The organism is Streptomyces sp. FIT100, from assembly GCF_024584805.1.
GTDB lineage: Bacteria > Actinomycetota > Actinomycetes > Streptomycetales > Streptomycetaceae > Streptomyces.
This window is the reverse complement of record NZ_CP075715.1, coordinates 5,457,995-5,481,754: the sequence shown is the minus strand read 5'-3', so window position 1 is coordinate 5,481,754 and position 23,760 is coordinate 5,457,995. Positions and strand designations below refer to the sequence as shown.

The 23,760-nt window shown below is 71.5% G+C and carries 16 protein-coding genes; 13 read left to right on the top strand and 3 right to left on the bottom strand.

All coding sequences use genetic code 11. From position 1 onward, the window contains the following. Nucleotides 1–131: 131 nt before the first annotated feature. The 8 genes from KK483_RS24740 (at nt 132) to sbnA (ending at nt 15,002) form a co-directional block, all read left to right on the top strand. Nucleotides 132–398 carry a hypothetical protein gene (locus KK483_RS24740; protein ID WP_262007428.1) on the top strand — a complete coding sequence of 89 codons (267 nt, stop codon included), beginning with the start codon at nt 132–134 and terminating at the stop codon, nt 396–398. Nucleotides 399–413: 15 nt separating this feature from the next. Next, a complete protein-coding gene (locus KK483_RS24735; RefSeq protein WP_262007427.1) occupies nt 414–2,246 on the top strand; it encodes a bifunctional serine/threonine-protein kinase/ABC transporter substrate-binding protein in 1,833 nt (610 codons plus the stop codon). A gap of 221 nt (nt 2,247–2,467) precedes the next feature. Next, a complete protein-coding gene (locus tag KK483_RS24730; protein WP_262007426.1) occupies nt 2,468–5,011 on the top strand; it encodes a Pls/PosA family non-ribosomal peptide synthetase in 2,544 nt (847 codons plus the stop codon). Nucleotides 5,012–5,653: 642 nt separating this feature from the next. Continuing rightward, nucleotides 5,654–8,182, top strand: coding sequence for a Pls/PosA family non-ribosomal peptide synthetase (locus tag KK483_RS24725; RefSeq protein WP_262007425.1), 2,529 nt, complete (start codon nt 5,654–5,656; stop codon nt 8,180–8,182). Between the two features lie 18 nt (nt 8,183–8,200). Further along, the gene (locus KK483_RS24720; RefSeq protein WP_262007424.1) at nt 8,201–11,614 is read left to right on the top strand and encodes an amino acid adenylation domain-containing protein; all 3,414 of its coding nucleotides are present in this window, start codon (nt 8,201–8,203) and stop codon (nt 11,612–11,614) included. Nucleotides 11,615–11,652: 38 nt separating this feature from the next. Next, the gene (locus KK483_RS24715) at nt 11,653–12,657 is read left to right on the top strand and encodes a TauD/TfdA family dioxygenase (protein WP_262007423.1); all 1,005 of its coding nucleotides are present in this window, start codon (nt 11,653–11,655) and stop codon (nt 12,655–12,657) included. Beyond that, a complete protein-coding gene (gene sbnB, locus KK483_RS24710; protein WP_262007422.1) occupies nt 12,654–13,718 on the top strand; it encodes a 2,3-diaminopropionate biosynthesis protein SbnB in 1,065 nt (354 codons plus the stop codon). The genes KK483_RS24715 and sbnB overlap by 4 nt, the downstream gene beginning before the upstream one ends. A gap of 108 nt (nt 13,719–13,826) precedes the next feature. Beyond that, nucleotides 13,827–15,002, top strand: a complete 1,176-nt coding sequence (sbnA, locus tag KK483_RS24705) for a 2,3-diaminopropionate biosynthesis protein SbnA (protein ID WP_262007421.1) — start codon at nt 13,827–13,829, stop codon at nt 15,000–15,002. A 47-nt stretch (nt 15,003–15,049) separates the two neighbouring features. Here the strand turns inward: sbnA and KK483_RS24700 are convergent, their stop codons facing one another. Further along, nucleotides 15,050–16,009 carry a D-2-hydroxyacid dehydrogenase family protein gene (locus KK483_RS24700; RefSeq protein ID WP_262007420.1) on the bottom strand — a complete coding sequence of 320 codons (960 nt, stop codon included), beginning with the start codon at nt 16,007–16,009 and terminating at the stop codon, nt 15,050–15,052. Between the two features lie 109 nt (nt 16,010–16,118). Between KK483_RS24700 and KK483_RS24695 the strand changes: the two genes are divergently transcribed. Further along, nucleotides 16,119–16,994, top strand: coding sequence for a hypothetical protein (locus tag KK483_RS24695; RefSeq protein ID WP_262007419.1), 876 nt, complete (start codon nt 16,119–16,121; stop codon nt 16,992–16,994). A 191-nt stretch (nt 16,995–17,185) separates the two neighbouring features. Here KK483_RS24695 and KK483_RS24690 read toward each other — a convergent pair whose 3' ends face one another. Next, complete coding sequence (locus KK483_RS24690) at nt 17,186–18,235, bottom strand: Ku protein (protein WP_262007418.1); 1,050 nt, start codon at nt 18,233–18,235, stop codon at nt 17,186–17,188. Nucleotides 18,236–18,285: 50 nt separating this feature from the next. Between KK483_RS24690 and ligD the strand changes: the two genes are divergently transcribed. From ligD to KK483_RS24675, 3 genes are all read left to right on the top strand, one after another. Continuing rightward, nucleotides 18,286–19,170, top strand: coding sequence for a non-homologous end-joining DNA ligase (ligD, locus tag KK483_RS24685; RefSeq protein ID WP_262007417.1), 885 nt, complete (start codon nt 18,286–18,288; stop codon nt 19,168–19,170). Nucleotides 19,171–19,222: 52 nt separating this feature from the next. Beyond that, complete coding sequence (locus KK483_RS24680) at nt 19,223–20,113, top strand: ATP-dependent DNA ligase (protein WP_262009678.1); 891 nt, start codon at nt 19,223–19,225, stop codon at nt 20,111–20,113. Between the two features lie 61 nt (nt 20,114–20,174). After that, nucleotides 20,175–20,612 carry a nuclear transport factor 2 family protein gene (locus KK483_RS24675; protein WP_262007416.1) on the top strand — a complete coding sequence of 146 codons (438 nt, stop codon included), beginning with the start codon at nt 20,175–20,177 and terminating at the stop codon, nt 20,610–20,612. Between the two features lie 14 nt (nt 20,613–20,626). On the opposite strand, the gene KK483_RS24670 is transcribed toward KK483_RS24675, so the two are convergent. After that, complete coding sequence (locus KK483_RS24670; protein WP_262007415.1) at nt 20,627–21,433, bottom strand: nuclease-related domain-containing protein; 807 nt, start codon at nt 21,431–21,433, stop codon at nt 20,627–20,629. A gap of 175 nt (nt 21,434–21,608) precedes the next feature. Between KK483_RS24670 and KK483_RS24665 the strand changes: the two genes are divergently transcribed. Continuing rightward, complete coding sequence (locus tag KK483_RS24665) at nt 21,609–23,570, top strand: HEAT repeat domain-containing protein (protein ID WP_262007414.1); 1,962 nt, start codon at nt 21,609–21,611, stop codon at nt 23,568–23,570. Nucleotides 23,571–23,760 lie beyond the last annotated feature (190 nt).

The following is a 23,760-nucleotide window of genomic DNA, read 5'->3' as shown; positions in this document are numbered from 1 at the left end:
CCGCCGGGGCAAGGCGGGCGACGCAGGCGACACGGGCGACGCAGGCCAGGCGGGCGACGCAGGCGACGCGGGCAAGGCCGGCGAGCGGGTGCCGGCGACGGGCCGGCCGGGGCGGAGAAGGGGGAGGAGCAGTGAGCGAACCACTGCGGTCGTCGGATCCGTCCCGCATCGCGGGGTTCCGGCTGCTGCGCCGGCTCGGCGCGGGCGGCATGGGCGTCGTCTATCTGGCGCGTTCGCCGCACAGCGCCTGGTGCGCGCTGAAGGTGATCCGCGCCGAGTACGCCGACGACCCGGGCTTCCGCGCCCGCTTCCGCCGCGAGGCCGAGCTCGCCGCGCGTCTCACTGGCCGGTGGACCGTGCCGGTCGTCGCGGCCGACGCCGACGCCCGCGCCCCGTGACTGGCCACCGCCTATGTGCCGGGTCCTTCCCTCGCCGAGGCGGTCGCGCTGTACGGACCCTGGCCGGGGGCGCAGCTGCGCAGCCTCGGTGCCGCGCTGGCCGAGGCGTTGGGCGGGGTGCACGCGGCCGGGCTGGTCCACCGGGACGTCAAGCCGGCCAACGTGCTGCTGGCCGCGGACGGGCCGCGCCTGATCGACTTCGGGATCGCGCGGGCCGTCGGCGCGACCGCGCTCACCACAGACGGTTCCGTCGTGGGCTCCCCCGGCTACCTCTCGCCCGAGCAGGCCCGTGGGCGCTCCGTGGGTCCGCCGAGCGACGTCTTCTCGCTCGGCTGCGTACTCGCCCACGCGGCCACCGGGCGGCCCGCGTTCGGCACCGGTGGCGCGGCGGCCGTGCTGTACCGGACGGTGCACGAGGAACCGGACCTGGACGGCGTGCCGGAGGGGCTCGACCGGACCGTACGGAGGTGCCTGGCGAAGGAACCGGAGCGGCGGCCGAGCGCGGGCGAACTCGGTGAGGTCTTCGGAGAGTTCGGTGTGGCCGGGTGGCTGCCCGAGGGGCTGCCCGCCCTGGTCGCCGCCCGTGGCGCACGCGTCCTCGATCTGCCCGTGCCCGACCCCACGGTGGTGACCGGGCCCTCTCCCGTGGACGCTCCGCGGCCCTCGCCCACTCGCCGGCGCCTGCTCGTCGCGGGGGCCGTGGCCGGTGTCACCGCGGCGGCCGGGGCGGGCGCATGGTGGCAGTGGGGCCGCCCCGGGGCGTCCGCGCGCACGGCCTCCGTCCGGCGGCCCCGGCACGTGGTCGCCCTGCTCGGCAGCCCGGGCGACCCCTTCTTCCCCGCCCATGAGCGCGGCGCCCGCCTCGCCGTCGACCGGCACAACCAGGACGCCCGGCGCACCGTCGACCTCGTGCTGCGCACCGCCGACGACGGCGGCAGCGCGGCGGGCAGCGCCGGGGCGGCCGCGCGGCTGGCCGCCGATCCGGACGTGTCCGTGGTGATCGCCGCGGGCACGAACGTGACCGTGCCCGCGGCCCTGCCCCCGTGCACGAAGGCCCGGCTGGCCGTGCTGGTCACCCAGGCCGACACCGAGGAGCTCAATGCGGTCAACACCACCACCGCGCTCGTGCTGCGCTCCACGCGGACCCTCGGCCCGCACGCGGCGCTGCGCTATCTGAACCGGAGCGCCGCACCCGCCCGTACGGTGATCGTGCACGACCTGGCCACCGAGGCGGACGGTCTGCCCACGGTCCGCATCACCACCGTCCACGGCAAGCTCGACAGCGAGACGGCGGTGGAAGAGGTCGCCGCGGACGAGGATTTCGCCGCGGCCGCGCTCCGTATCGCCGCACGCCCCCGCGACGCCGTGCTCTTCGCGGGGGTGAGCCCGGCTCGCGCCGCCGCGTGCGCCCGCGCGCTGCGGGACGCGGGCCACCGGGGCGCCCGGGTCGCGGGCGAGCATGTGCTCGGCGCTGCCTTCCTCGGCGTCGGCGAGGGCTGGCGGATCGGTACGGGATACACCGACGCCGGCGCCGACTCCCGTACGAAGGAGTTCGCCGCCGCGTTCCGCGCGCGCCACGCGGGCGCGCCCGGGCCTTGGGCGGCCGAGGCGTACGACGCCGTACGGTTCGCCGCCCACGGCCTCGGCGCCGTCGGCGACGGCGGCCGGTCCACGCTGCGCTCGGAGCTCCTGCGGCGCCCCTGGCAGGGCATCACCCGCCGCGTGAGCTTCGAACCCACCTTGCAGTACTTCCAGGGCGGCGACGACAGCGGCGGTTTCCTTTTCCGCGTGAGCGCGGGAGCCGCCCGCTTCGTGGCGCGCTCCGATCACATCGGCGCGAAGACCTGATCCAGGGCACGGTGTTCGCGGCGCTCCCGGTCAGGGGGTGCGTCACCCGCACGGCCCAACGCGAAATACGTGTGCACGGCGGTGGGCCCACCGATGGCCGTGCCGGTGTGATCGCCCTCGAATGGCAGCCCGGCGGAGGTCGGCGGAGACTGGGGCGTGATTCCCTGAGCCGGACAAGAGTTCAGGAACACTGGTGGCCGCAACTTCCTCAAGGAGCTTGCATGGACGAGAATCCTGTCGAGGTATTGACGCCGGAACCGGATGAACCTGCGATTGTCAACCGCAGTTACTCCGAATCGGCGACGGGTACCGAGAGGGACTTCGCCGAGATGCTGGCCGACGTCGCGTGCCTCGAACGGGTGTCCGTCGACAGCCATTTCTTCGACGACCTCGGTGCGAACTCTCTGGTGATGGCGCAGTTCTGCGCACGGGTCAGGAAGCGCGCGGACCTGCCGTCGGTGTCGATGAAGGACATCTACCGGTACCCGACGGTCCGGAGCCTGGCGACGGCGCTCGTGGAGGCCCAGGCCGCCCAGCCTTCCCAGCCCGCGGCCGTGGAGCCTTCGCTCGCGGGGCCGCCCGAGACGGCGGCACCGGCGGGACGCCTGCGGTATGTCCTGTGCGGGATCTTTCAGTTCCTGCTCTTCTTCGGATACTGCTGCCTCGCGGGACTTGTCACCGCACGGGGCTACGAGTGGGTGTCCACGGGATCGGGACTGACCGAGATCTATCTGCGGTCGGTCCTCTTCGGCGGTGCCGGTTTCGTCGGTATCTGCGTCTTCCCGATCGTGGCCAAATGGATCCTCATCGGGCGATGGAAAGCCGGCGAGTTCCCGGTCTGGGGTCTGGCCTATCTGCGTTTCTGGACCGTCAAGACACTGGTCCATGCCAACCCGATGGTCCTCTTCGCCGGCAATCCGCTGTACGTGCTGTATCTGCGGGCGCTCGGCGCGCGGATCGGCAAGGGCGTCACGATCCTCTCCCCCACCGTTCCGGTCTGCACCGACCTGCTGACGATCGGCGCCGGTACGGTGATCCGCAAGGACGCGTTCCTCCTCGGCTACCGGGCCGACGGCGGGCGCATCCAGACCGGCCGGATCACCATCGGACGGAACGCGTTCATCGGCGAGAAGACCGTGCTCGACATCGATACGTCGATGGGCGACGGAGCGCAGCTCGGCCACACGTCCACGCTCTACTGCGGCCAGGTCGTCCCGGCCGGCCAGCGGTGGCACGGTTCCCCGGCGCAGCCCGCGGACGTCGACTACGTGCGGGTCGAGCCACTGCCGCACAGCGCGCTGCGGCGGGCCGGCTACGGCCTGGCCAGCGTGCTCCAGCTGTTCCTCCTGTACGTGCCGCTGGCCGTGGGGGGCGCGTACATCGTGCTGACCGAGGTCCCGGCGCTGGACAGGGTGCTGGCGCCCGGCACGGTGAAGTTGACCTCGTCGGTGCTCTACCTCGACGCGCTGGTCCTCTCCCTCGTCGTGTTCCTCGGCTCGATCGTCCTGGGCCTCGCCGTGCACTTCACCGTGCCGCGCCTGCTGAACCTGGTGGTCAAGCCCGACAAGGTCTATCCGCTGTACGGGCTGCACTACTCGACGCACCGGGCGATCGCGCGCATGACCAACGTGAAGTTCTTCAAATGGCTGTTCGGTGACAGCTCCTATATCGTCCACTATCTGCGCGGTCTCGGGTACGACCTGGCCCGGGTGGAGCAGACGGGCTCGAACTTCGGCACCGAAGTGCAGCACGAAAGCCCGTACTTGAGCTCCGTCGGCAGCGGGACCATGGTGGCCGACGGACTCTCGATCATGAATGCCGACTTTTCCAGCACGTCCTTCCGTGTCTCCCGCACCACGATCGGGGCGCACAACTTCCTCGGGAACAACATCGCTTATCCCGCGGGGGCCAGAACGGGCGACAACTGCCTCCTGGCGACGAAGGTGATGGTGCCGCTGGACGGCGAGGTCCGGGAGGGGGTGGGCCTGCTCGGCTCGCCCTGCTTCGAGATCCCCCGGTCGGTGGAGCGCGACGGCCGCTTCGACCATCTCAGGACCGGGGACGAGCTGCACCGCAATCTCGCCGCGAAGAACCGCTACAACCTCCGCACGATGGCCTTCTTCCTCCTCGCGCGCTGGCTGCTCGTCTTCGCGCTCACGCTGCTGGGCCTCGCCACCGTCGACATGTACGGGGTGTTCGGTCAGTTCATGATCGCCCTGTATCTGGCGGGCTCGCTCGCCTTCACCACGCTCTACTGGGTGCTGGTGGAACGCTCCATCGCGGCGTTCCGTGCGCTGCAACCGCGCCTGTGCTCCATTTACGACCCGTATTTCTGGTGGCACGAGCGCCTGTGGAAGGTGCCGGACGAGTACCTCAACATCTTCAACGGCACCCCCTTCAAGAACGTGATCTGGCGCATGCTGGGCGTTCGGATCGGCAGCCGGGTGTTCGACGACGGCTGCTATCTGACGGAGAGGACGCTCACCACCATCGGGGACGACTGCACGCTGAATGCGGGAAGCAAGATCCAGTGCCACTCGCAGGAGGACGGGACCTTCAAGTCCGACCGCAGCACGGTCGGCGCCGGCTGCACCCTCGGTGTCGGCGCCCACGTCCACTACGGCGTGACGATGGGCGAGGGGGCGGTGCTGGCCCCCGACTCGTTCCTGATGAAGGGCGAGGAAGTCCCCGCGTACGCGCGGTGGGGCGGCAACCCTGCCACGGAAGCGCGCGAGGTACCCGCCCTGCCTCAGCCTGTGACCTGAGCGCGACGAGCAGCCGGCAGGGCGAGCACGGGCGGTCCCTCACGAGGGGCCGCCCGTGCTCGTCGTGCGGGTGCGTACGGAGTGTGGCGGGCAGGATGCGGTCCGGCGCCGGCCGGCGGGATCCGTTTCCCTTTGTCGCCGCCTTTGTCGCCGCGGCTGTCGCCGCCGCATGGCCGCCGTCACACAATGGTCATAAATTCCCGGCACCGGGGGAATCCCGGCCGGTCGGACGGAATTTTTTTGAAGGAAGCGGAATAAGGGGCAGAAGACTCCGCGTTGTCGCTTCCGACGAGAAAACTCCAATGGCGACTGTTGCGTGCGGCCGGTCCGCCCGTCCAAAGCCCGGTACACGCCACTCGCGGGGTCAGTGCACCTGCATATGTACCCATACCCATGACGGCGCCGACGCCAACGCCGACCAGCGCAACAGCTACTGCCGTACCAGAACGGTCGAGTTCGAGTGGCAGCCCGGCGATGGACGGCGGAGACTATAGATCGTGACTTGGTGATCAGACCAGAGCTCACGACAGTGGCTCCGGACTGCTCGACCCGGCCATGAGCCGGAGTGCGAGTACGGAGCGCGCGAACACCGAATGGCGGTCGCAGTGACCGGCGGGTGTTCGACTTTCTCAAGGGGCCCGCATGGTGGAAAAATCTGTCGAGGTCTTGACGCCTGAGCCAGATGAATCTGCAATCACACATCGTAGCTACCGGGGCTGGACGAACGGTACCGAAAGGGACTTCGCCGAGGTTCTGGCTGATGTCGTGAGCGTCGAGCAGGTGTCGGTCGACAGCCATTTCTTCGATGACCTCGGGGCCAACTCTCTGGTAATGGCACAGTTCTGCGCCCGGGTCAGGAAGCATCCCGACCTGCCGTCGGTATCAATGAAGGACATATACAAGTACCCGACGATCCGCAGTCTGGCCACCGCCCTCGCAGAAGCCTCACCGGGCTCCGCCGGGGCCCTGGAACAGATACCGGAGCCGCCGGTGGCGCCCCGGAGCACGGCGGCGTTCGTCCTGTGCGGTGCGGCTCAACTCCTTGTCTTCCTCGGCTATTGCTTCGTCGCCGGGCTCGTCACCGGCCGCGGATACGAATGGGTCGCCGACGGCTCCGGGCCCGCCGACGTCTATGTGCGGTCGCTCGTCTTCGGCGGCCTCGGATTCATTGGCCTATGCACTTTTCCGATCGTGGCGAAATGGATACTCGTCGGCCGGTGGAAGCCGGTCGAGTTCCCCGTATGGAGCCTGGCCTATCTGCGCTTCTGGACCGTCAAGATCCTGGTCCACGCCAACCCGATGATCTTCCTCGTGGGAAATCCGCTGTACGTGCTGTATCTGCGCGCCCTGGGCGCGCACCTCGGCAAGAACGTCACGATCCTCTCCCGCGCCATACCCGTCTGCACGGACCTGCTCACGGTCGGTCCGGACACGGTGATCCGGAAAGAGGCGCACCTTCACTGCTACCGGGCGTACGCGGGGCGCATCCAGACCGGATCCGTCACCATCGGCCGCGATGCGTTCATCGGGGAGAAGACCGTCCTCGACATCAACTCCTCGATGGGCGACGGAACCCAGCTCGGCCATACGTCCGCTCTCTACAGCGGCCAGTCGGTCCCTGACGGCGAGCACTGGCACGGTTCCCCGGCACAGCCCACCGACATCGACTACGTACGGGTGGGGCGCGCGGAGTGCGGCACGCTGCGCCGCTTCGGCTTCGGCCTGGTCACCGCGGCGCAGGCGATATTCCTGTACATACCACTGACCATCGGCGGCTCCTACATGCTGCTGTCCGAGGTTCCGGCCCTGAGCCATGTCCTCGGTCCGGGACTCGCGGAATTCACGGCGCTCGGGCTCTACCTCGACGCCCTGATCCTCTCCGTCGGCCTCTTCTTCGGCGCGCTCGTACTGGGCTTCGCCGTCCTGCTGATCGTGCCGCGGCTGATGAATCTGCTGATCGAGCCGGGCAAGGTCTATCCGCTGTACGGTCTGCGCTATTCACTGCACCGCGCGATATCCCGGATGACCAATGTCAAGTTCTACACCTGGCTGTTCGGCGACAGTTCGTACGTCGTGCACTATCTGCAGTCCGTCGGGTACGACCTGTCCCGGGTCGAGCAGACCGGCTCGAACTTCGGGTCGAGGGTGGCGCACGAGACGCCTTTCCTGAGCACGGTCGGCAGCGGCACGATGGTGGCCGACGGGCTCTCCATCATCAACGCCGACTATTCGAGCACGTCCTTCCGCGTGACCCGCGCAGCGATCGGACCGCACAACTTCCTCGGGAACAACATCGCCTATCCCTCGGGCGGCAGGACGGGCGACAACTGCCTGCTCGCGACGAAGGTGATGATCCCGCTCGACGGCGAGGTGCGCGAGGGCGTCGGCCTGCTCGGGTCGCCGAGCTTCGAGATTCCCCGGACGGTGGAGCGCGACGCCCGGTTCGACCATTTCAGGAACGGCGAGGAACTGCGCCGCAGTCTCACCGCGAAGAACCGCTACAACCTCCGCACGATGGTCTTCTGGCTGCTCGTGCGCTGGCTGCACTTCTTCGGACTCACCCTGCTCGGCCTGGCGGCCGTCGACACGTACGGGGTGTACGGACAGCTGATGATCTCGCTGTCCCTGGCGGCCGCGCTCGCGTTCACCGCGCTCTACTTCAGTCTCACGGAGCGCCTCATGCTGCGGTTCGGGCGGCTGCGGCCGCAGTTGTGCTCCATTTACGATCCGTATTTCTGGTGGCACGAGCGGTTGTGGAAGGTGCCCGAGGAATACCTCGCCGTCCTCAACGGCACCCCGTTCAAGAACCTCGTATGGCGGCTTCTCGGAGTGCGGCTCGGCAAGCGGGTCTTCGACGACGGCTGCTCCATCACGGAGCGGACGCTGACCGCCCTGGGCGACGACTGCACGCTGAATCAGGAAAGCAAGATCCAGTGCCATTCGCAGGAGGACGGCACCTTCAAGTCCGCGTACAGCTCCATCGGCGCCGGCTGCACGCTCGGCGTCCAGGCACACGTCCACTACGGCGTGACGATGGGCGACGGCGCGGTGCTCGCCCCCGACTCGTTCCTGATGAAGGGCGAGGAAGTCCCCGCGTACGCACGGTGGGGCGGCAACCCGGCCACGGAGCTGTCGGACGCCCTCCGTCAACCGGCCGTAACAGAGCGGTGAGTGGAGGCGGAGAGACCGATGGACATCGATGTGGACGCCGAGCGGGACTACTGGCGCCGTGAACTGGGCGCGGGCGGCTTCACCGCCGTCCCCCGGTGGACGGTGGATCCGGTGCCGGCCACGGGGCCGGTGCCGGGCCTTGCCGAGCACGTCACGCTGGTTCCGGGCGGGACGACCGCCGGGCTGGAGCATGTGGCGGGCGAGTGCGGGGTGTCGTTCGAGGCGGTGCTGCTGGCGGCCCACGCGAAGGTGCTCGCGGCGCTGTCCGGTGAGCGGGAGGTCGTGACGGGGCATGTCACGGCGCCGGACGGTGAGCGGGTGCTGCCGTGCCGGGTGGATGTCGTTCCCGGCACGTGGCGCACTCTTCTGGCCGAGGCCCACCGGGCCCGAACCGCGCTGATCGCGCACCAGGACTTCCCGGTCGACGACCTCAGGCGGGAGCTGAAGCCGACCGGACCGCTGTTCGAGACCGTCCTCGACCTCGTCGGCACCGGTGGAGAGCCGGCCGCGGACACGGTGCTGACGGTCGCGTTCGCCCGGGACGACAGCGGCGGGCTCGTGCTGCGGCTGCTCCACCGCACCGGCGTCCTGGACGCGCAGAGCGCGGCGCGGATGGCCGGGTACCACACGCGGGCGCTGGAGCTGATGGCCGGCGGAGCGGACACCGAGCACACAGGAGCGTGCCTGCTCTCGCCCGAGGAGCTGCGCTTCCAGCTGGAAGGGCTGGCGGGGCGGCGGCGGGAGCTGCCCGCACGGCGGGCGCACGAGCTCTTCGAGGAGCGGGCGGCGGCGCACCCGGACGCCGTGGCCGCTGTGTGCGGCGGGCGGGAGTGGTCGTACGGGGAGCTGAACGGCCGGGCGAACCGACTGGCGCGGGCCTTGCAGGCGCGGGGGCTGGGCCGTGAGGGCGTCGTCGCGGTGGTGATGGAGCGGAACCTGGACTGGCTGGCGTCGGTCCTTGCGGTGTTCAAGGCGGGCGGGGTCTACCTGCCCGTCGAGCCGCACTTCCCCGCCGACCGTATCGCCACCACGCTGGCCCGGGCCGGCTGCTCGCTGGCGCTGACCGAATCGGGCAGCACCGCCACCCTCGACGAGGCCCTCGGCTCGCTGCCCGGCATCCGGCGCCTGCTCGTCGGGGCGGCGTACGACGAGGACCACGCGGACGGTGACCTCGGTGTCGAGGTCGCCCCGGAGCAGCTGGCCTACATCTACTTCACCTCCGGTTCGACGGGTGAGCCGAAGGGGGCCATGTGCGAGCACGCGGGGATGCTCAACCACCTCTTCGCCAAGATCGACGACCTGGGGATCGACGAGGGCACGGCGGTCGCGCAGGTCGCGCCGCAGTGCTTCGACATCTCGCTGTGGCAGCTGGTCTCCGCGCTGCTGGTCGGCGGACGCACGGTGCTGGTGGAGCAGGAGGTGGTCCTGGACGTCCCCCGCTTCCTGGACCGCATCGCCGACACCCGGGTCGGCGTGCTCCAGGTCGTGCCCTCCTATCTCGACGTGGTCGTCTCCGCCCTGGAGCAGCAGCCGCGAGACCTGCCGGACCTGCGCTGCGTCTCGGTCACCGGCGAGGCACTCAAGCGCGAGCTGGCCGAGCGCTGGTTCGCGGTCCGGCCGCGGGCGCGGCTGGTGAACGCCTACGGGCTCACCGAGACCTGCGACGACACCAACCACGAGGTCATGCACAAGGCGCCCGAGCGGGTGCTGCTGGGCCGGCCGGTCGCCAACGTGTCCGTGTACGTCGTCGACGAGCACCTCGATCCGGTGCCGCTCGGCGCGCCCGGCGAGATCGTCTTCTCCGGGGTATGTGTGGGACGCGGTTACGTGAACGATCCGCAGCGCACAGCGGCGGCCTTCATGCCCGACCCGCACCGCCCGGGCGCGCGCCTGTACCGCAGCGGTGACCACGGGCGCTGGCATGCGGACGGGAAGCTGGAGTTCCTGGGCCGCAGGGACAGCCAGGTGAAGATCCGCGGGTTCCGCATCGAGATCGGCGAGATCGAGAACGCCCTGCTCCGCGCCGAGGGGGTGCGCGACGGAGCGGTGGTGGTCACCGGCGGTGACAGCAAGCAGCTCGTGGCCTTCTACACCGCCCCCGCACCGCTTGCGGCCGAGGCTCTGGCGGCACGGCTGGCCGCCTCCCTGCCCGCCTACATGGTGCCCGCGGCCTTCCACTGGAAGGACAGCCTGCCGCTGACCGCCAACGGCAAGATCGACAAGAAGGCACTCACCGCGCTGGCCGCCGAACTCGGCGCCACCGGTGCAGAGGAGCGCCACGAGCCCCCGGGCACGGCGACCGAGCAGCGCCTCGCGGCCGCCTGGGCGACCGTCCTCGGCATGCCCCAGGACCAGGTGGGGCGTGGCGACCACTTCTTCGACCGCGGCGGCACCTCGCTCTCGGCGGTGAAGCTGGCGGTCGCACTGGACCGCCGGGTCACCCTCAGGGACATCACCCGCCACCCCCGCCTGGCCGATCTCGCCGCGCTCGTCGACGGCAGGACGCAGCGGCGCTCCGGGCTGCTCCAGTCGCTGTCCGAGCCGGGCGGACCGGCCGGTGCGCGGACCACCGCCCTGGTGTGCTTCCCGTACGCCGGCGGCAACGCCGTCAACTTCGAGCCGATGGCCAGGGCCCTGGCGGGCGGCGGGCCCGCCGTCCACGCCGTCGAGCTGCCCGGTCACGACGTGGCCGCCGAGCGCGAGCCCTTCGCGCCGACGGCGCAGGTGGTCGAGCAGGTCGTCGCCGAGATCGAACAGCTCGGCCTGACGAGGGTCCTGCTGTGGGGCCACTCCTCGGGCGCCGCTCCGGCCGTGGAGACGGCCAGGCGGCTGGAGGAGCGCGGCGTGGCCGTGCAGCGGGTGTTCATCGGCGCCCAGCTGCTCGGCGACGCCGCGGGACGCCGCGCCGCCATCGCCGAGCTGACCGAGCCGGCGACCGGGCCCGACGGGCCGGCGGCCGGGCGGAGCGACGCCGAGATCGCCGCGGAGCTGAGTGCGGACCGCGGCTACACCGAGCTCGGTGAGCTGGACGCCGAGCGCGCCGAGCACATCGGCGCCGCCTACCGGCACGACTGCGTCGCCGCCCACCGCTACTTCGCCGACGTGCTGGACGACCCGCCGGCGCGCCGGCTGTCCGCGCCGGTCACCGTCGTGGTGGCCGCCGACGATCCGTACACCGCGGAGTTCCGCCATCGCCACCGCGACTGGCAGCTCCTCGCCGACCGCGTCGACCTGCACGAACTCGCCGACGGCGGCCACTACTTCCTCCGTACCCGTCCGACCGAGGCGGCCAAGGCCGTACTGCGCGCCGCCGCCGCCTCATGGCCGGACGCCGAATCCGAATCCGAGTCCAAGTCCCGAACCGGGTCCCAAACCGGGTCCCGAACCGAGTCCGAGTCCGAGTCAGGCGCCGATGGGCGGGTCTCGACCTGAGTCTCTCCTCCTGAGCCGCGATCGAAAGGAAACACGAGATGTCGTCCTCATCCCCGACATCACTTCTCGATGTGGAGTCGCAACCGGGCAAACCTCCGCTGCTGCGGGTCGAGGTCCCCGGCTCCGCGACGAGTTGGGCGGCCGAGCAGCGTGAGTCGCTGCGCGCCCTGGTTGCCGAGCACGGTTCGGTCCTGGTCCGTGGCCTGGGGCTGCGGGATACGGCCGAGGTCGGTGACGTCTTCCACCGGCTGGCGCCCACGCTGATGGTGGAGCGGGAGGCTTTCGCGCCCCGGCAGATCTACGCCGAGGGTGTGTACTCGTCGGCGACATGGCCGCCGAACCAGCCGATGTGCATGCACCACGAGCTGAGTTACGCCCTTGAAGTGCCCGGTCTGATGCTGTTCGCCTGCCTGACCGCGCCGACCGCGGGCGGGGTGACGGGGGTATCGGACGCCTCGCTGGTGCTCCAGGCGCTGCCCGCGCAGCTGGTGGAGCGGTTCGAGCGGGAGGGCTGGCTGCTGACCCGTTCCTTCAACGAGGAGATCGGGGCGTCGGTGGCCGAGGCGTTCGGCACCGACGACCGGGGCGCCGTGGAGGCGTACTGCCGGGCCAACGGGATCGACTTCACCTGGCAGGACGACGGAGGTCTGCGCACCCGTCAGCGCCGCCGCGCGGTGGTCACCCATCCGGCGAGCGGACGGCGTTGCTGGTTCAACCAGGTCGCGTTCCTCAACGAGTTCACGCTCGCACCCGAGGTGCGCGAGTACCTGATCGACATGTACGGCGAGGACGGACTGCCCTTCAACACCCGCTACGGGAGCGGCGAGCCGATCGGCGACGACGTGATCCAGCTCCTCAACAAGGTCTACGAGGACCACACCCTGCGCGAGCCCTGGCAGCCGGGCGACCTCATGCTCGTCGACAACATCCGCTGCGCCCACAGCCGTGAACCGTACGAGGGCGAACGCGAGGTCCTGGTCGCGATGGCCGACCCGCAGAACCTCGGGAGCCCGGACGCGACGGAGGGGGTGGGTGGCCGATGACCGCCCCGGCTCAGCAGGCTCGGCAGCGGATCAGCGCACCGCCGTTCGCGGTGGTTCCCGGTGGCCAGGTGCAGCAGGCGCTGGCCGGGCGGGAGAAGCAGGTCGTGGAGCTGGTGGAGAGCGTCTACCGGCTGCACGGCGCCGGTGACTCGGTCAACCCGCCCTCGTACTTCCTGCGGTTCACCGACCGGCCCACCTCGCGGATCATCGCCCTGCCCGCCTCGATCGGCGGCAGCGTACACGTGGACGGGCTCAAGTGGATCTCCAGCTTCCCCGGCAACGTCAACGCGGGCATCCCGCGGGCGTCGGCGGTGCTGATCCTCAACGACCACGACACCGGCTACCCGTTCGCCTGCCTGGAATCCTCCATCATCAGCGCGACCCGCACCGCCGCCTCGGCCGCGCTGGCCGCCGACCGGCTCACCCGCCACCGGCCGGACGCGGCACGCCCGGTACGGGTGGGCTTCTTCGGCACCGGACTGATCGCCCGCTACATCCACACCTTCCTCGCCGCCACCGGCTGGTCCTTCGACGAGATCGGCATCCACGACCTGTCCATCGACAGCGCCGCGGGCTTTCGCACCTACCTGGAACAGTCCGGCACACCCGGCCGGATCGCCGTCCACGACAACGCCCAGGAACTCATCCGCACCAGCGACATGGTGGTCTTCGCCACCATCGCCGCCGAACCCCACGTCACCGAGACCGCCTGGTTCGACCACAACCCCCTGGTCCTGCACATCTCACTGCGCGACCTGGCACCCGAGATCATCATGGCCTCGGCCAACATCGTCGACGACGTCGAACACTGCATGAAGGCGAACACCTCCCCCCACCTCGCCGAACAGCTCACCGGCAACCGCACCTTCCTCACCGGCACGCTCGACGACGTCATCACCGGCCGCACCACCCTGCCCGCCGACCGGCCGGTCGTCTTCTCCCCCTTCGGCCTCGGCGTCCTCGACCTCGCCGTCGGCAAATACGTGTACGACGAGATCGCCCGCACCGGCGAACTCCACATCATCGACAACTTCTTCCACGAACTGCGCCGGTACGGATGAGCCGCCCCCGGCAGACACCGAAGGAGCCGCATGGAGGACTGGTCCAAGGAAGATCACCGGTCACGTCACCGCAGGTAGCGGGACCACACCGCGGATGAGGAGGCCATCGTGCCAGTCATATCCGTTCCCTACGCCTTCAACGAAGAGGAGCTCTACGTCGACCTCCGGTCGATCTTCGGGCATTCCCTCTTCCTGAAGTGCGAGGGCTTCAACTTCGCCGGCTCGATCAAGCTCAAGGCGGCGGCCGAGATGGTGGAAACCGCCGAGCGGGACGGAGTCCTGAAGCCGGATTCGATCCTGGTCGAGTCCTCGTCCGGAAATCTGGGCGTGGCACTGAGCATGATCGCGGCGAGCAAGGGCTACCGGTTTCTCTGTGTGACCGACTCCCGGTGCAACCTGGCGAGTCGGCTGATGATGGAGGCGCTCGGCAGCCAGGTCCACATCATCGCAGGACAGGAGGCCAACGGCGGCTTCCTCGGCGCGCGGATCGACTACGTCCGTGCGCTGTGCGCCTCCGACGAGAGATACGTCTGGCTCAGCCAGTACACCAATCCGAGCAACTGGAAGGCGCACTACCGGCGTACCGCGCCGGAGATCGCCCGGCAGTTCCCGGAGCTGGACGTGCTGTTCATCGGGGCCGGCACCACCGGAACCCTGATGGGCTGCGCGCGCTGGTTCCGGGAGTGGCACCGTCCGGTGCGGATCGTCGCCCTGGACAGTGTCGGTTCGGTGATCTTCGGCGGCCCGGCGGGCCGGCGGATGATTCCCGGCCTGGGCATGAGCATGAAGCCTCCGCTGCTCGACGACTCGTACGTGGACGAGGTGATACGCGTCGAGGAGGCCGACACCATCCGTGCCTGCCACCGTCTGGCCCGGCACGGGTTCCTGTTCGGCGGCTCCACCGGCACGGTGGTCAGCGGTGCGATGGGCTGGCTGTCCCGCCACCGCGAGCCCGGCCTCACCGCCGTGGCCATCGCCCCCGACCTCGGCGAGCGGTACCTGGACACCGTGTACCAGACCAACTGGCTGCACGGGCTCTACGGCGAGGACGTCCTGGACGACGTGCTCAAGGACGAGCTCTCCGACGTGCCGTGGGCACCGAGCCGCCCCGCGTCGGCCACCGCACCCGAACCAGGACCCGGACCGGGACCGGGACCGGGCCCCGGACGCGAACGGGCGGCCGAACCCGAACCGGCTCCCGCGCCGGTCCGCCGCCCGCCCCTGCGCGGTGGCGACCGCGGTGGCGACCGAGGAGGCCGGCGGGACCGGAACCGCAAGACCTAGAGCAGCGTACGCAGCAGCTGCGCAGCCCCTCCGTCCGCCGCCCGGTGTCAGCCGAGGCGGCGGACGGGCGTGCCCGCGAGGAACGCCCGGATGTCCTCGACGGCCTCGCCGTAGTACGTCGCGTAGTTGGCGCGTGACACATAGCCGAGGTGCGGAGTGGCCAGCAGCCGCGGCGCGCTGCGCATCGGATGGCCGGCCGGGAGCGGTTCGGTGTCGAAGACGTCGATGCCGGCGCCCGCGATCGTGCCCGCGTGCAACGCGGCGAGCAGGGCGTCCTGGTCGACGATAGCCGCCCGGGAGGTGTTGACCAGATAGGCGGTGGGCCGCATCAGGGCCAGTTCGGCGGCCCCGAGCAGGCCGCGCGTACGGTCGCCGAGCGCCAGGTGCACGGAGACGAAGTCGCTGGTCTCCAGCAGCTCCTCCTTGGAGGCGGCCAGTCCGGTGCCGACCTCGTCGGTGCGTTCCCTGGTGAGGTTCTGGCTCCAGGCGACGACGTCCATGCCGAAGGCGAGGCCGACCCGCGCGACGCGGCTGCCGATCTTCCCGAGGCCGAGCAGGCCGAGCCGCCGTCCGTGCAGATCGGCGCCGAGCGTCGACTGCCAGGGCGCGCCGCTCCGCAGGGCGGTGGCCTCGGGCACGATCCCGCGCGCGAGGCCGAGCAGCAGCGCCCAGGTCAGCTCGACGGGCGGGGTGGACGAGCTGGCGGTGCCGCACACGGTGACGCCGTGGCGTTCGGCGGCGGCGAAGTCGATGACGGAGTTGCGCATTCCGGAGGCGACGAGCAGCTTCAGCCGCGGCAGCCGGGCGAACAGGTCCGCGGAGAACGCGTTGCGTTCGCGCAGGGTGACGACGATGTCGAAATCGGCGAGTGCGGCGGTGAGTTCGTCCTCGGTGGCGAAGTGCGTGGAGAAGGTGACCACCTCGACGGCGCCGGCGACGGGGGACCAGTCGGCGACGGTGGTGGCGACGGACTGGAAGTCGTCGAGTACGGCGCAGCGCAGTGTCATGTCGGCCATCCTCGCGGTGGGTGGGCAGGGTGGTGCTGTCGGGCTCATTGTGGCCCGGGGGATGATGGCGGATACGAGCAGCGGTTCGGTGCGGAGGGTGGGAGCGGGCGTGGCCAAGGGGCAGGGGTCCGAGCGGATCCTGTACGTGACGGATCTGGCGTATCCGGCGCGCGAGCGGCGGTACTGCGACGAGGACATCCGGCTGACCGCCCGGCTGCGCGAGGAGTTCCCGCTGGCGCTGTGCCATCCGCGGGACGCCGAGGCGCTGATGGGCGCGTACGACCTGGTCGTGGTGCGCAACAGCGGTCCCGTCCTGCACTACCAGGAGGCGTACGACGCGTTCCGTGCCCGGGCCCGGGCCGAGGGGGTGCGGGTCTACAACCCGCTGACCGGCAAGGGCGACATGGCCGGCAAGGGCTATCTGCCGGAGCTGTACGCCGCCGGGTACCCGGTGATCCCGACCGTCGACCGCGCGGCCGACCTCGGGCGGCTGCCCGCGTCGGCCGAGTACGTCGTGAAGCCGCTGCTCGGCGCCGACTCCCTCGGGCTCGAATTCGTCGGCGCGGAGGCGCTGGCCGGGGTGGAGTTCGGCGGAGCGGGTGCGGGCGGGGCGGAGTGGGGCGGAGCGGGTGCGGGCGGGGTGCTCGTGCAGCCGCGCGTGCGGTTCCGGTACGAGGTCTCGTTCTACTTCGTCGACCGCGACTTCCAGTACGCGCTGTACGCACCCCGGCCCGAGCGGCGCTGGGAGCTGGAGCGCTACGAGCCCGGTCCGGGTGATCTGGAGTTCGCCCGGTCCTTCGTGGACTGGAACGGGCTCGCCTACGGGATCCAGCGGGTCGACGCGTGCCGCGACGAGGACGGGCGGCTGCTGCTGGTCGAGCTGGAGGACCTGAACCCCTACCTCTCCCTCGATCTCGTCGACGAGGAGACCCGGGAGAGGTTCTCAGGGGCGTTCGCGGACTCGATGCGATCGGCTTTGGGCTAGGGGGTGTCCGGTGCATCAGGCTGGATCAGCGAGCGGCGTCCAGCGGCTTCGGATCCAAGGCGGAGGAGAGAGAAACGCGGTGGGGGATCCCACCCGTGCCCGGAGGGCTACGGGGGAGTCGGCGATCGACAACAACGCGGGAGACGGAGCCGCAGGGCGTCGCGAGCCCAGCATGACCCACCGGACACCCCCTAAGCGGAGGCCCGTTTGCGGGGCGTGGTCTTCTTGGCCGGCGCCGCCTTCTTCGTGGTCGACTTCGCCGTTGCGGCCGTCTTCTTCGCGGCCGTCTTCTTCGTCGCCGCTGTCGTCGCCGCTGTCGACTTCTTGGTGCCCGTTTCCTTCGGCACCGCCTTCGCCGTCGTCTTCTTCGCCGCGCGTTTGCGCGGCTTGAGCTCCGTGACCTCCGCGGTCTCCGCCGCCTCCGCCGTCTCCGCGGCGCGGGCCACCTCCTCGCCCTCGGCGCCGCGGGCCTCCTTCGCCGCCTTGACGCTGCTCTCCAGCGCGGCCATCAGGTCGATGACCTTGCCGCCGGCCGCCGCGGGGGCGCGCTCCGGGGAGGGTTCGACGCCTTCGGCCTTGGCGGCGATGAGCTCTTCGACGGCGGCGCGGTAGTCGTCGTGGAGTGTGTCGAGGTCGACGCGGCCGAGGGTGTCCATGAGGGCGTCCGCCAGGTCGAGTTCGGCGTCGCGGATGGTGACGTCGGTCTCCGGGGCGACGCCCTCGGGCCGGCGGATCTCGTCGGGCCAGAGGAGCCCGTGCATGGCGATGACGTCGTCGACGACGCGCAGCATTCCGAGCCGCTCCCGCCCCCTCAGCGCGTATTTCGCCACTGCCACCTTCTTGCTCCGTTTGAGCGCCTCGCGCAGCAGCGTGTACGGCTTGGCGGCGGGCACGCCGTTCGCGGAGAGGTAGTACGCCGCGTCCATCTGGAGCGGATCGATCTCCGCGGCCGGGACGAACGCGACGATCTCGATCGTCTTCGCCGTGGGCAGCGGCAGCGAAGCGAGGTCCTCGTCGGTGATCGGGATCAGCGTGCCGTCCGCGTCCTCGTACGCCTTGCCGATCTCCGCCGCGGCGACCTCCTGGTCGTCCAGCTCGCAGACCTTGCGGTAGCGGATGCGGCCGCCGTCCGCGGCATGGATCTGCCGGAAGGAGACCGAGCGGCTCTCGGTGGCGTTCACGAGCTTGATCGGGATGCTGACCAAGCCGAAGGAGATCGCGCCGTTCCAGATGGATCGCACGTTTCATCCCTTTCATCCGACTAAGAGACGATTCATGGGATTCTCATCGTATGACGCCCATCACAGAGGTGGAGGGGCGGCGCCTGTCGCTCAGCAACCTGGAAAAGGTCCTCTACCCCGCGACCGGCACCACCAAAGGCGAAGTGCTGCACTACTACGCCCTCACCGCGGAGCCCCTCCTGGCCCAGCTCCGCGACCGCCCGCTCTCCTTCCTCCGCTATCCGGACGGCCCCGACGGCCAGCTGTTCTTCACCAAGAACCCTCCGCCGGGCACGCCCGACTGGGTGCAGGTCTCCGAGGTGCCGCGCTCCTCCCGGGAGACCGGGGAACAGGTCGTCGTGCAGGACCTGCCGTCCCTGATGTGGGCGGCGAACCTGGTCGTGGAGTTCCACACCCCGCAGTGGCGGGTGGACGCACCGGCCGTGGCCGACCGGCTGGTCCTCGACCTCGACCCCGGCGCGCCCGCCACCGTCGTCGAGTGCTGCGAGGTGGCGCTGTGGCTGCGCGAGCGGCTCGCCGCCGACGGGCTGGAGGCGTACGCGAAGACCTCCGGCTCCAAGGGGCTGCATCTGCTGGTGCCGCTGGAGCCGAGGCCCTCGCCCGAGGTGTCGGCGTACGCGAAGGGGCTCGCCGTCGAGGCCGAGGCGGAGCTCGGGGGGCTGGTCGTCCACCGGATGACCCGGGCGCTGCGCCCGGGGAAGGTCTTCGTCGACCACAGCCAGAACGCCGCGGCCAAGACCACCGCAACCCCCTACACCCTGCGCGCCAGGACCGAGCCGACCGTCTCCGCGCCCGTGACCTGGGAGGAGGTCGGGGGATGCGACTCCCCCGCCGCGCTGGTCTTCCGCCACGACGCCATCGCCGGGCGGCTGGAGCGGTACGGGGACCTGCTGGCGCCGCTCCTCGACCCCGCGCACGCGGGGAGCCTGCCGTGAGCGCGGGTGGGCCGCCTTGACCGCCCGGGCCGGGAGCGTGCTGCGGCCGCCGCTGAAGGTGGCGCTCGCCGAACCGGTGGCGGCGCTGCCGCGCGGGGCGGGGCTCGCGTACGAACCGAAGTTCGACGGCCATCGGCTCCTGGTCTTCACGCTGGACGGCACGGCCGTGCTCCAGGCCCGCTCGGGGCGGATCGTCACCGCCGCCTTCCCCGATCTGGCGGCCGCGGCGCTCGCACTGCCGGACGGCACGGTGCTCGACGGGGAGGTGGTCGTGTGGACCGGCGGTCGGATCGACTTCGCGGCGGTCCAGCGCCGGGCGGCGGCCACGGTGTCGCGGGCCGCGCTCCTCGCAAGCCGACTGCCCGCCTCGTACGCCGCCTTCGACCTGCTCGCGGAGGGCGGCCGGGACCTGCGCTCCGCGCCGTACGAGCGCCGCAGGGAACGGCTTGTGGCACTGGTCGGCCCGCTCGGGCCGCCGCTCCAGCCGGTCCCGATGACCACGGACGCCGAGCTCGCGGCCACCTGGTACGAGACGCTCACCGCCACCGGTGTCGAAGGGCTGGTGATCAAGCGGCTCGGCGGGCCGTACCGGCCGGGTGCGCGGGACTGGCGCAAGCTGCGGCACACACACGTCCGGGACGCGGCGGTGGTCGGCTTCACCGGACCCGCCGACCGGCCCGCCGCGCTGGTGCTGGTACTGCCCGACGACGACACACCGGTGGTGTCGAGCCCGCTGCCGCCCGCGCTGCGCAGCCACGCGGCGACCACCCTGGCCGGCCGCGGGACCGGGGCGGCCGATGGCGTGGCGATGGCGATCGGGGTGGGCGAGGTGCCGTACCGCGGGGTGGCCCCGGGGCTGGTCGCGGAGGTGGAGCGGGGGACGACGCGGCACTCGGTGGTGACGGTCCTGCGACTGCGCGACGACCTGATTAATCAAGTTTGACTAGCTGGAGTGCGGGCACTCCTCTCCACAGCCCAGTAGTCAAGTTTGATCAGGAGAGAGTGTGCCCGTTCCCCGACTGCCCGACACCGGCTACACCCCGACCCCCGGCGAGCTCGCGAGCATCCAGGCGTGGTTCGCGGAGTACGACGCGGCCGGCGCCCGCCGCGACATCGAGCGGATGGCCGACATGGCGGTCTTCCCGCTCAACCTGGTGAGCGACGACTCCGCGGGCAACGGGGCCTCGGCCCAGTGGGACCGCGCGCGGTTCGTCGCCACCATGACCCAGGTGATGGGCGACGGCTCCGACGCCATCGCGTTCGAGTCGACCCGCACCCCCGTCTTCCTCGGCCCGGCGATGGCCGTGGTCTTCACGGACTCGCTCATGACCATGGGCGACACCACGCAGCGGCTGCGGTACGCCGACATCCTGATCAAGCGGGACGGGGTGTGGGCGTTCCAGACGATGCTCCAGGGCGGCTGGGGCGACAACCTGGGCTGAGGGCCTCTCGCGGCTCAGGCGCGCAGCCAGGTCCTGCGGTCGCGGGCGCGCCCGTACAGCGACTCGACGTCCGCCGGCTTCAGGACACCGGCGAGCCGGGCGAGCCCCGCCACCTCGGTGTCCGCGACGATCCGCACATCCCGTGGCAGGGGCGGCACATCGAGCCGTGCCGCCCCTGCCACGGCGAGCACCGGGCGGACGGCGGCGGCCAGCGCGAGCGAGGCCCGCTGGGCCGCACCGCGGGTCCGGCGCAGCTCGGGCCGCGGCTCGGCCCGGCCGGTGCGGACCAGCACCCCCTCGACCCGGACGCGGCGGCCGCGGGCGGCGAGGGTGCGGACCGCGAGCACGCCGGCCGGGCCGATCGCCAGATGGTCGATGCGGTCGGCGCCGGGCAGCGGCACGGAGTGGAGGACCCGCCAGCCGGCGTTCTCCAGCCGGTCGAGCTCGGCGCCGACCCGCTGCTGCGCGGCGAGTTCGGTCAGCCGGGGATCCGTCCGCAGCGGCCGCCGCCCGGGCGACGCCGCCCCGTCCAGGGCGAGGTGGAGGGCCTCCCCGGGGCGGTTGGGCGCCAGATCGTCGTCGGGGTGGAGGGAGAGCCTCGCGAGCTCCTCGGCGGTCGGCACGGGCGGCGGGCCGACCGTGATGTCACCGGTCAGATAGGGGGCGAGGGCGGCGAGCACCTCCTCGCGGAGCTCGGTGAGCACGAGGCTGACCCGGTTGGTCTCGCGGTCGTACCAGGCGGCGTTCAGCCCGCTCGGGAGGCTCACGTACAGGCGCGAACGCCCGTGTCTCGCCACCGGTGTGACACGCAGTCCGCTCATGTCCGTCACCCCCGCGCTCCGGCCCGCACTCCATGGGACCAGTCGGCGGGCGGGCGGGGCAATATCCCGGACGGGGGACCCGAACACCGGTGACACATGCCGGATTTCGCGGGCGTCGTTGTCGTAGTCCTGGTGCACACTCTCAGGTGGTGCCTTGCGGGTGGGAGGGAACGGCGTGTTCACGGGGATCGACGAGGTCGACTGGGCGTCGCTGGGCCATGCGTACGGCCCCGCGGACGATGTCCCGGGGCTGCTGCGCGGGCTGGCGTCGCCCGATCCGGTGGAGCGCGAGGCCGCGCTCGACGGTATGTACGCCGCGGTGCACCACCAGGGCGACGTGTACGACTCGACGCTCGCCTGCATACCTTTCCTGCTGGAGCTCGTCGCCTCCCCGGAGGTCCAGGACCGGGGCGCCGTCGTGGAGTTGCTGACCAGCATCGGAGGCATCGAGCTGGACGGGGACGACGAACCCGGCCCGGACGAGGAGGAGTTCGAGGAAGCGGCCAACTACGCGATGGCGGCGTCCGCCGTCGCCGCCGGCGCCGATGTGTTCACCGGGCTCCTCTCGGACGACGACCCGGGGGTACGGCTGGCCGTGCCGTGCGCGCTGGCGGTGCTGCACGGGGAGCCGGCTCGGGTGCTGGCGCTGCTGCGGGGCCGGCTGGCGGCCGAGCAGGACGCGGAGGTGCGGCTCGCGCTCGTCGAGGCGGTCGGCCGGATCGCCCTGCGCCATGCCGCGCTGCGGGCGGAGGCGGCGCAGTGGCTCAGCGGCCTGCTGGCCCCGGACCACCCGGCGGGACTGCGGCTGGCCGCGCTCGCCCAGCTCGCCCGCTGCGCGCCGGACGCGCTGCCGAAGGGCATCGCGGCGACGGTGCCCGCGCTGCTCCGCGAGGCGGACGGGCCGGGAGGCCCGGGCCACGGCCGCGGGACGGACGATCTGCTGCGCACCCTCCACTCGGCGCTCGGCGACCGGGTCGACGAGCGGGTCGCGCTGCTCGTGGCGCGGCTGAGCGACGGCGACCCGGCGCAGCGCACGGACGCCGTGTGGATGTGCCACGGACTGATACGGACCTGGCGCGGGCCCTACGAGGAGCTGGTGCGGTCCGTCGGGGCGCAGCTCGGCGATCCCGAGCCGCGGCTGCGGGCGGCTGCGGCGAGTCTGCTGGAGAGCCTCTTCGGGCTGGCGCGGCCCGCGGCGGACGCCCTCGCCGCGCGCATCGACACGAGCGGTGCGGGCGCGGGACCGCGGGACGACCGTGCCCTGATCGCGCTGGCCAGGCTCGGCGACCCGCGCGCGGTGCCGGCGCTTGCGGTGGCGCTGGCCGAGCCGGAGCCGCCGCGGGGGGCGGCGTTCGCGGTGCCGTATCTGGGACAGTCGGCGGCGCCCCTCGCGCCGGTCCTGCGGCGCCGCCTCGGCGAGGTCGGCCTCGACGACCAGCTCTTCGACCGGGCGGGGCCGCTGCTGCGGGCGCTGGGCGCGCTGCGCGCCGCCGAGGCCCTGCCCGAGGTGCTGCGGGTGCTGCGGGGCGCTCCGCAGCGGGGCGGTGAGTGGGTGACCGAGTCGGCGCTGCGGGCGCTCGCGGCCTTCGGTCCTGCGGCGCTGCCGGCCGCCCCGGAGCTGTGCGCACTGCTGCGCAGTCCGTCCTCGTCGGTGGCGACGGCGGCGGCCAGGGCGCTGTGGTCGGTCGCGGGCGACGCCGATGCCGTCCTGCCGGTGCTGCGGCGGTTCCTCGCGGCGGACGGGCCGGACGAGCGCCGGTCGGCGGCCACCGCCCTCGGCTTCCTCGGCGCCCCCGCGAAGCCGGCGGTGCCGGCCCTGCGCGGGCTGCTGGCCGCCCGTGAGCGCTGGCTGCGGATGGACGCGGCGATAGCGCTGTGGCGGGTCACGGGTGAGACGGGGGACGCCCTGCCGGTGCTGCTCACGGCCTGGGAGGAGAACCGGTACGGGCGGGTGGAGGTCGCCGAGTGCCTCGCCAGGATGGGCCCGGCGGCCTCTCCCGCCGCCCCGCTGCTGCGCGCGGAGCTCTCCCGCCCGCGCCGGCACAACGTCCTGGACGGCGGTTCCGGCACGCACGACATCGAACGGGACGAGCGGCTGCTGACCCTGTGCAGACAGGCCCTGGCGGACCAGGGCTGAGCGGCCGCAGCCGGGCGGCCGGCACATGGGGGATCATGGCGGCGGAGGAACGCGATGGGGAGACTGCGATGGGGAACTGTTACCCAGCCGACGAAGGCCAGCAATAACGGACAGATACTTTCGACCCTCTCATCACGCCCATCCCGCCGCATATGGTGGAGGGAAAGCCCGAACGGCCCGAGCCCCGTCT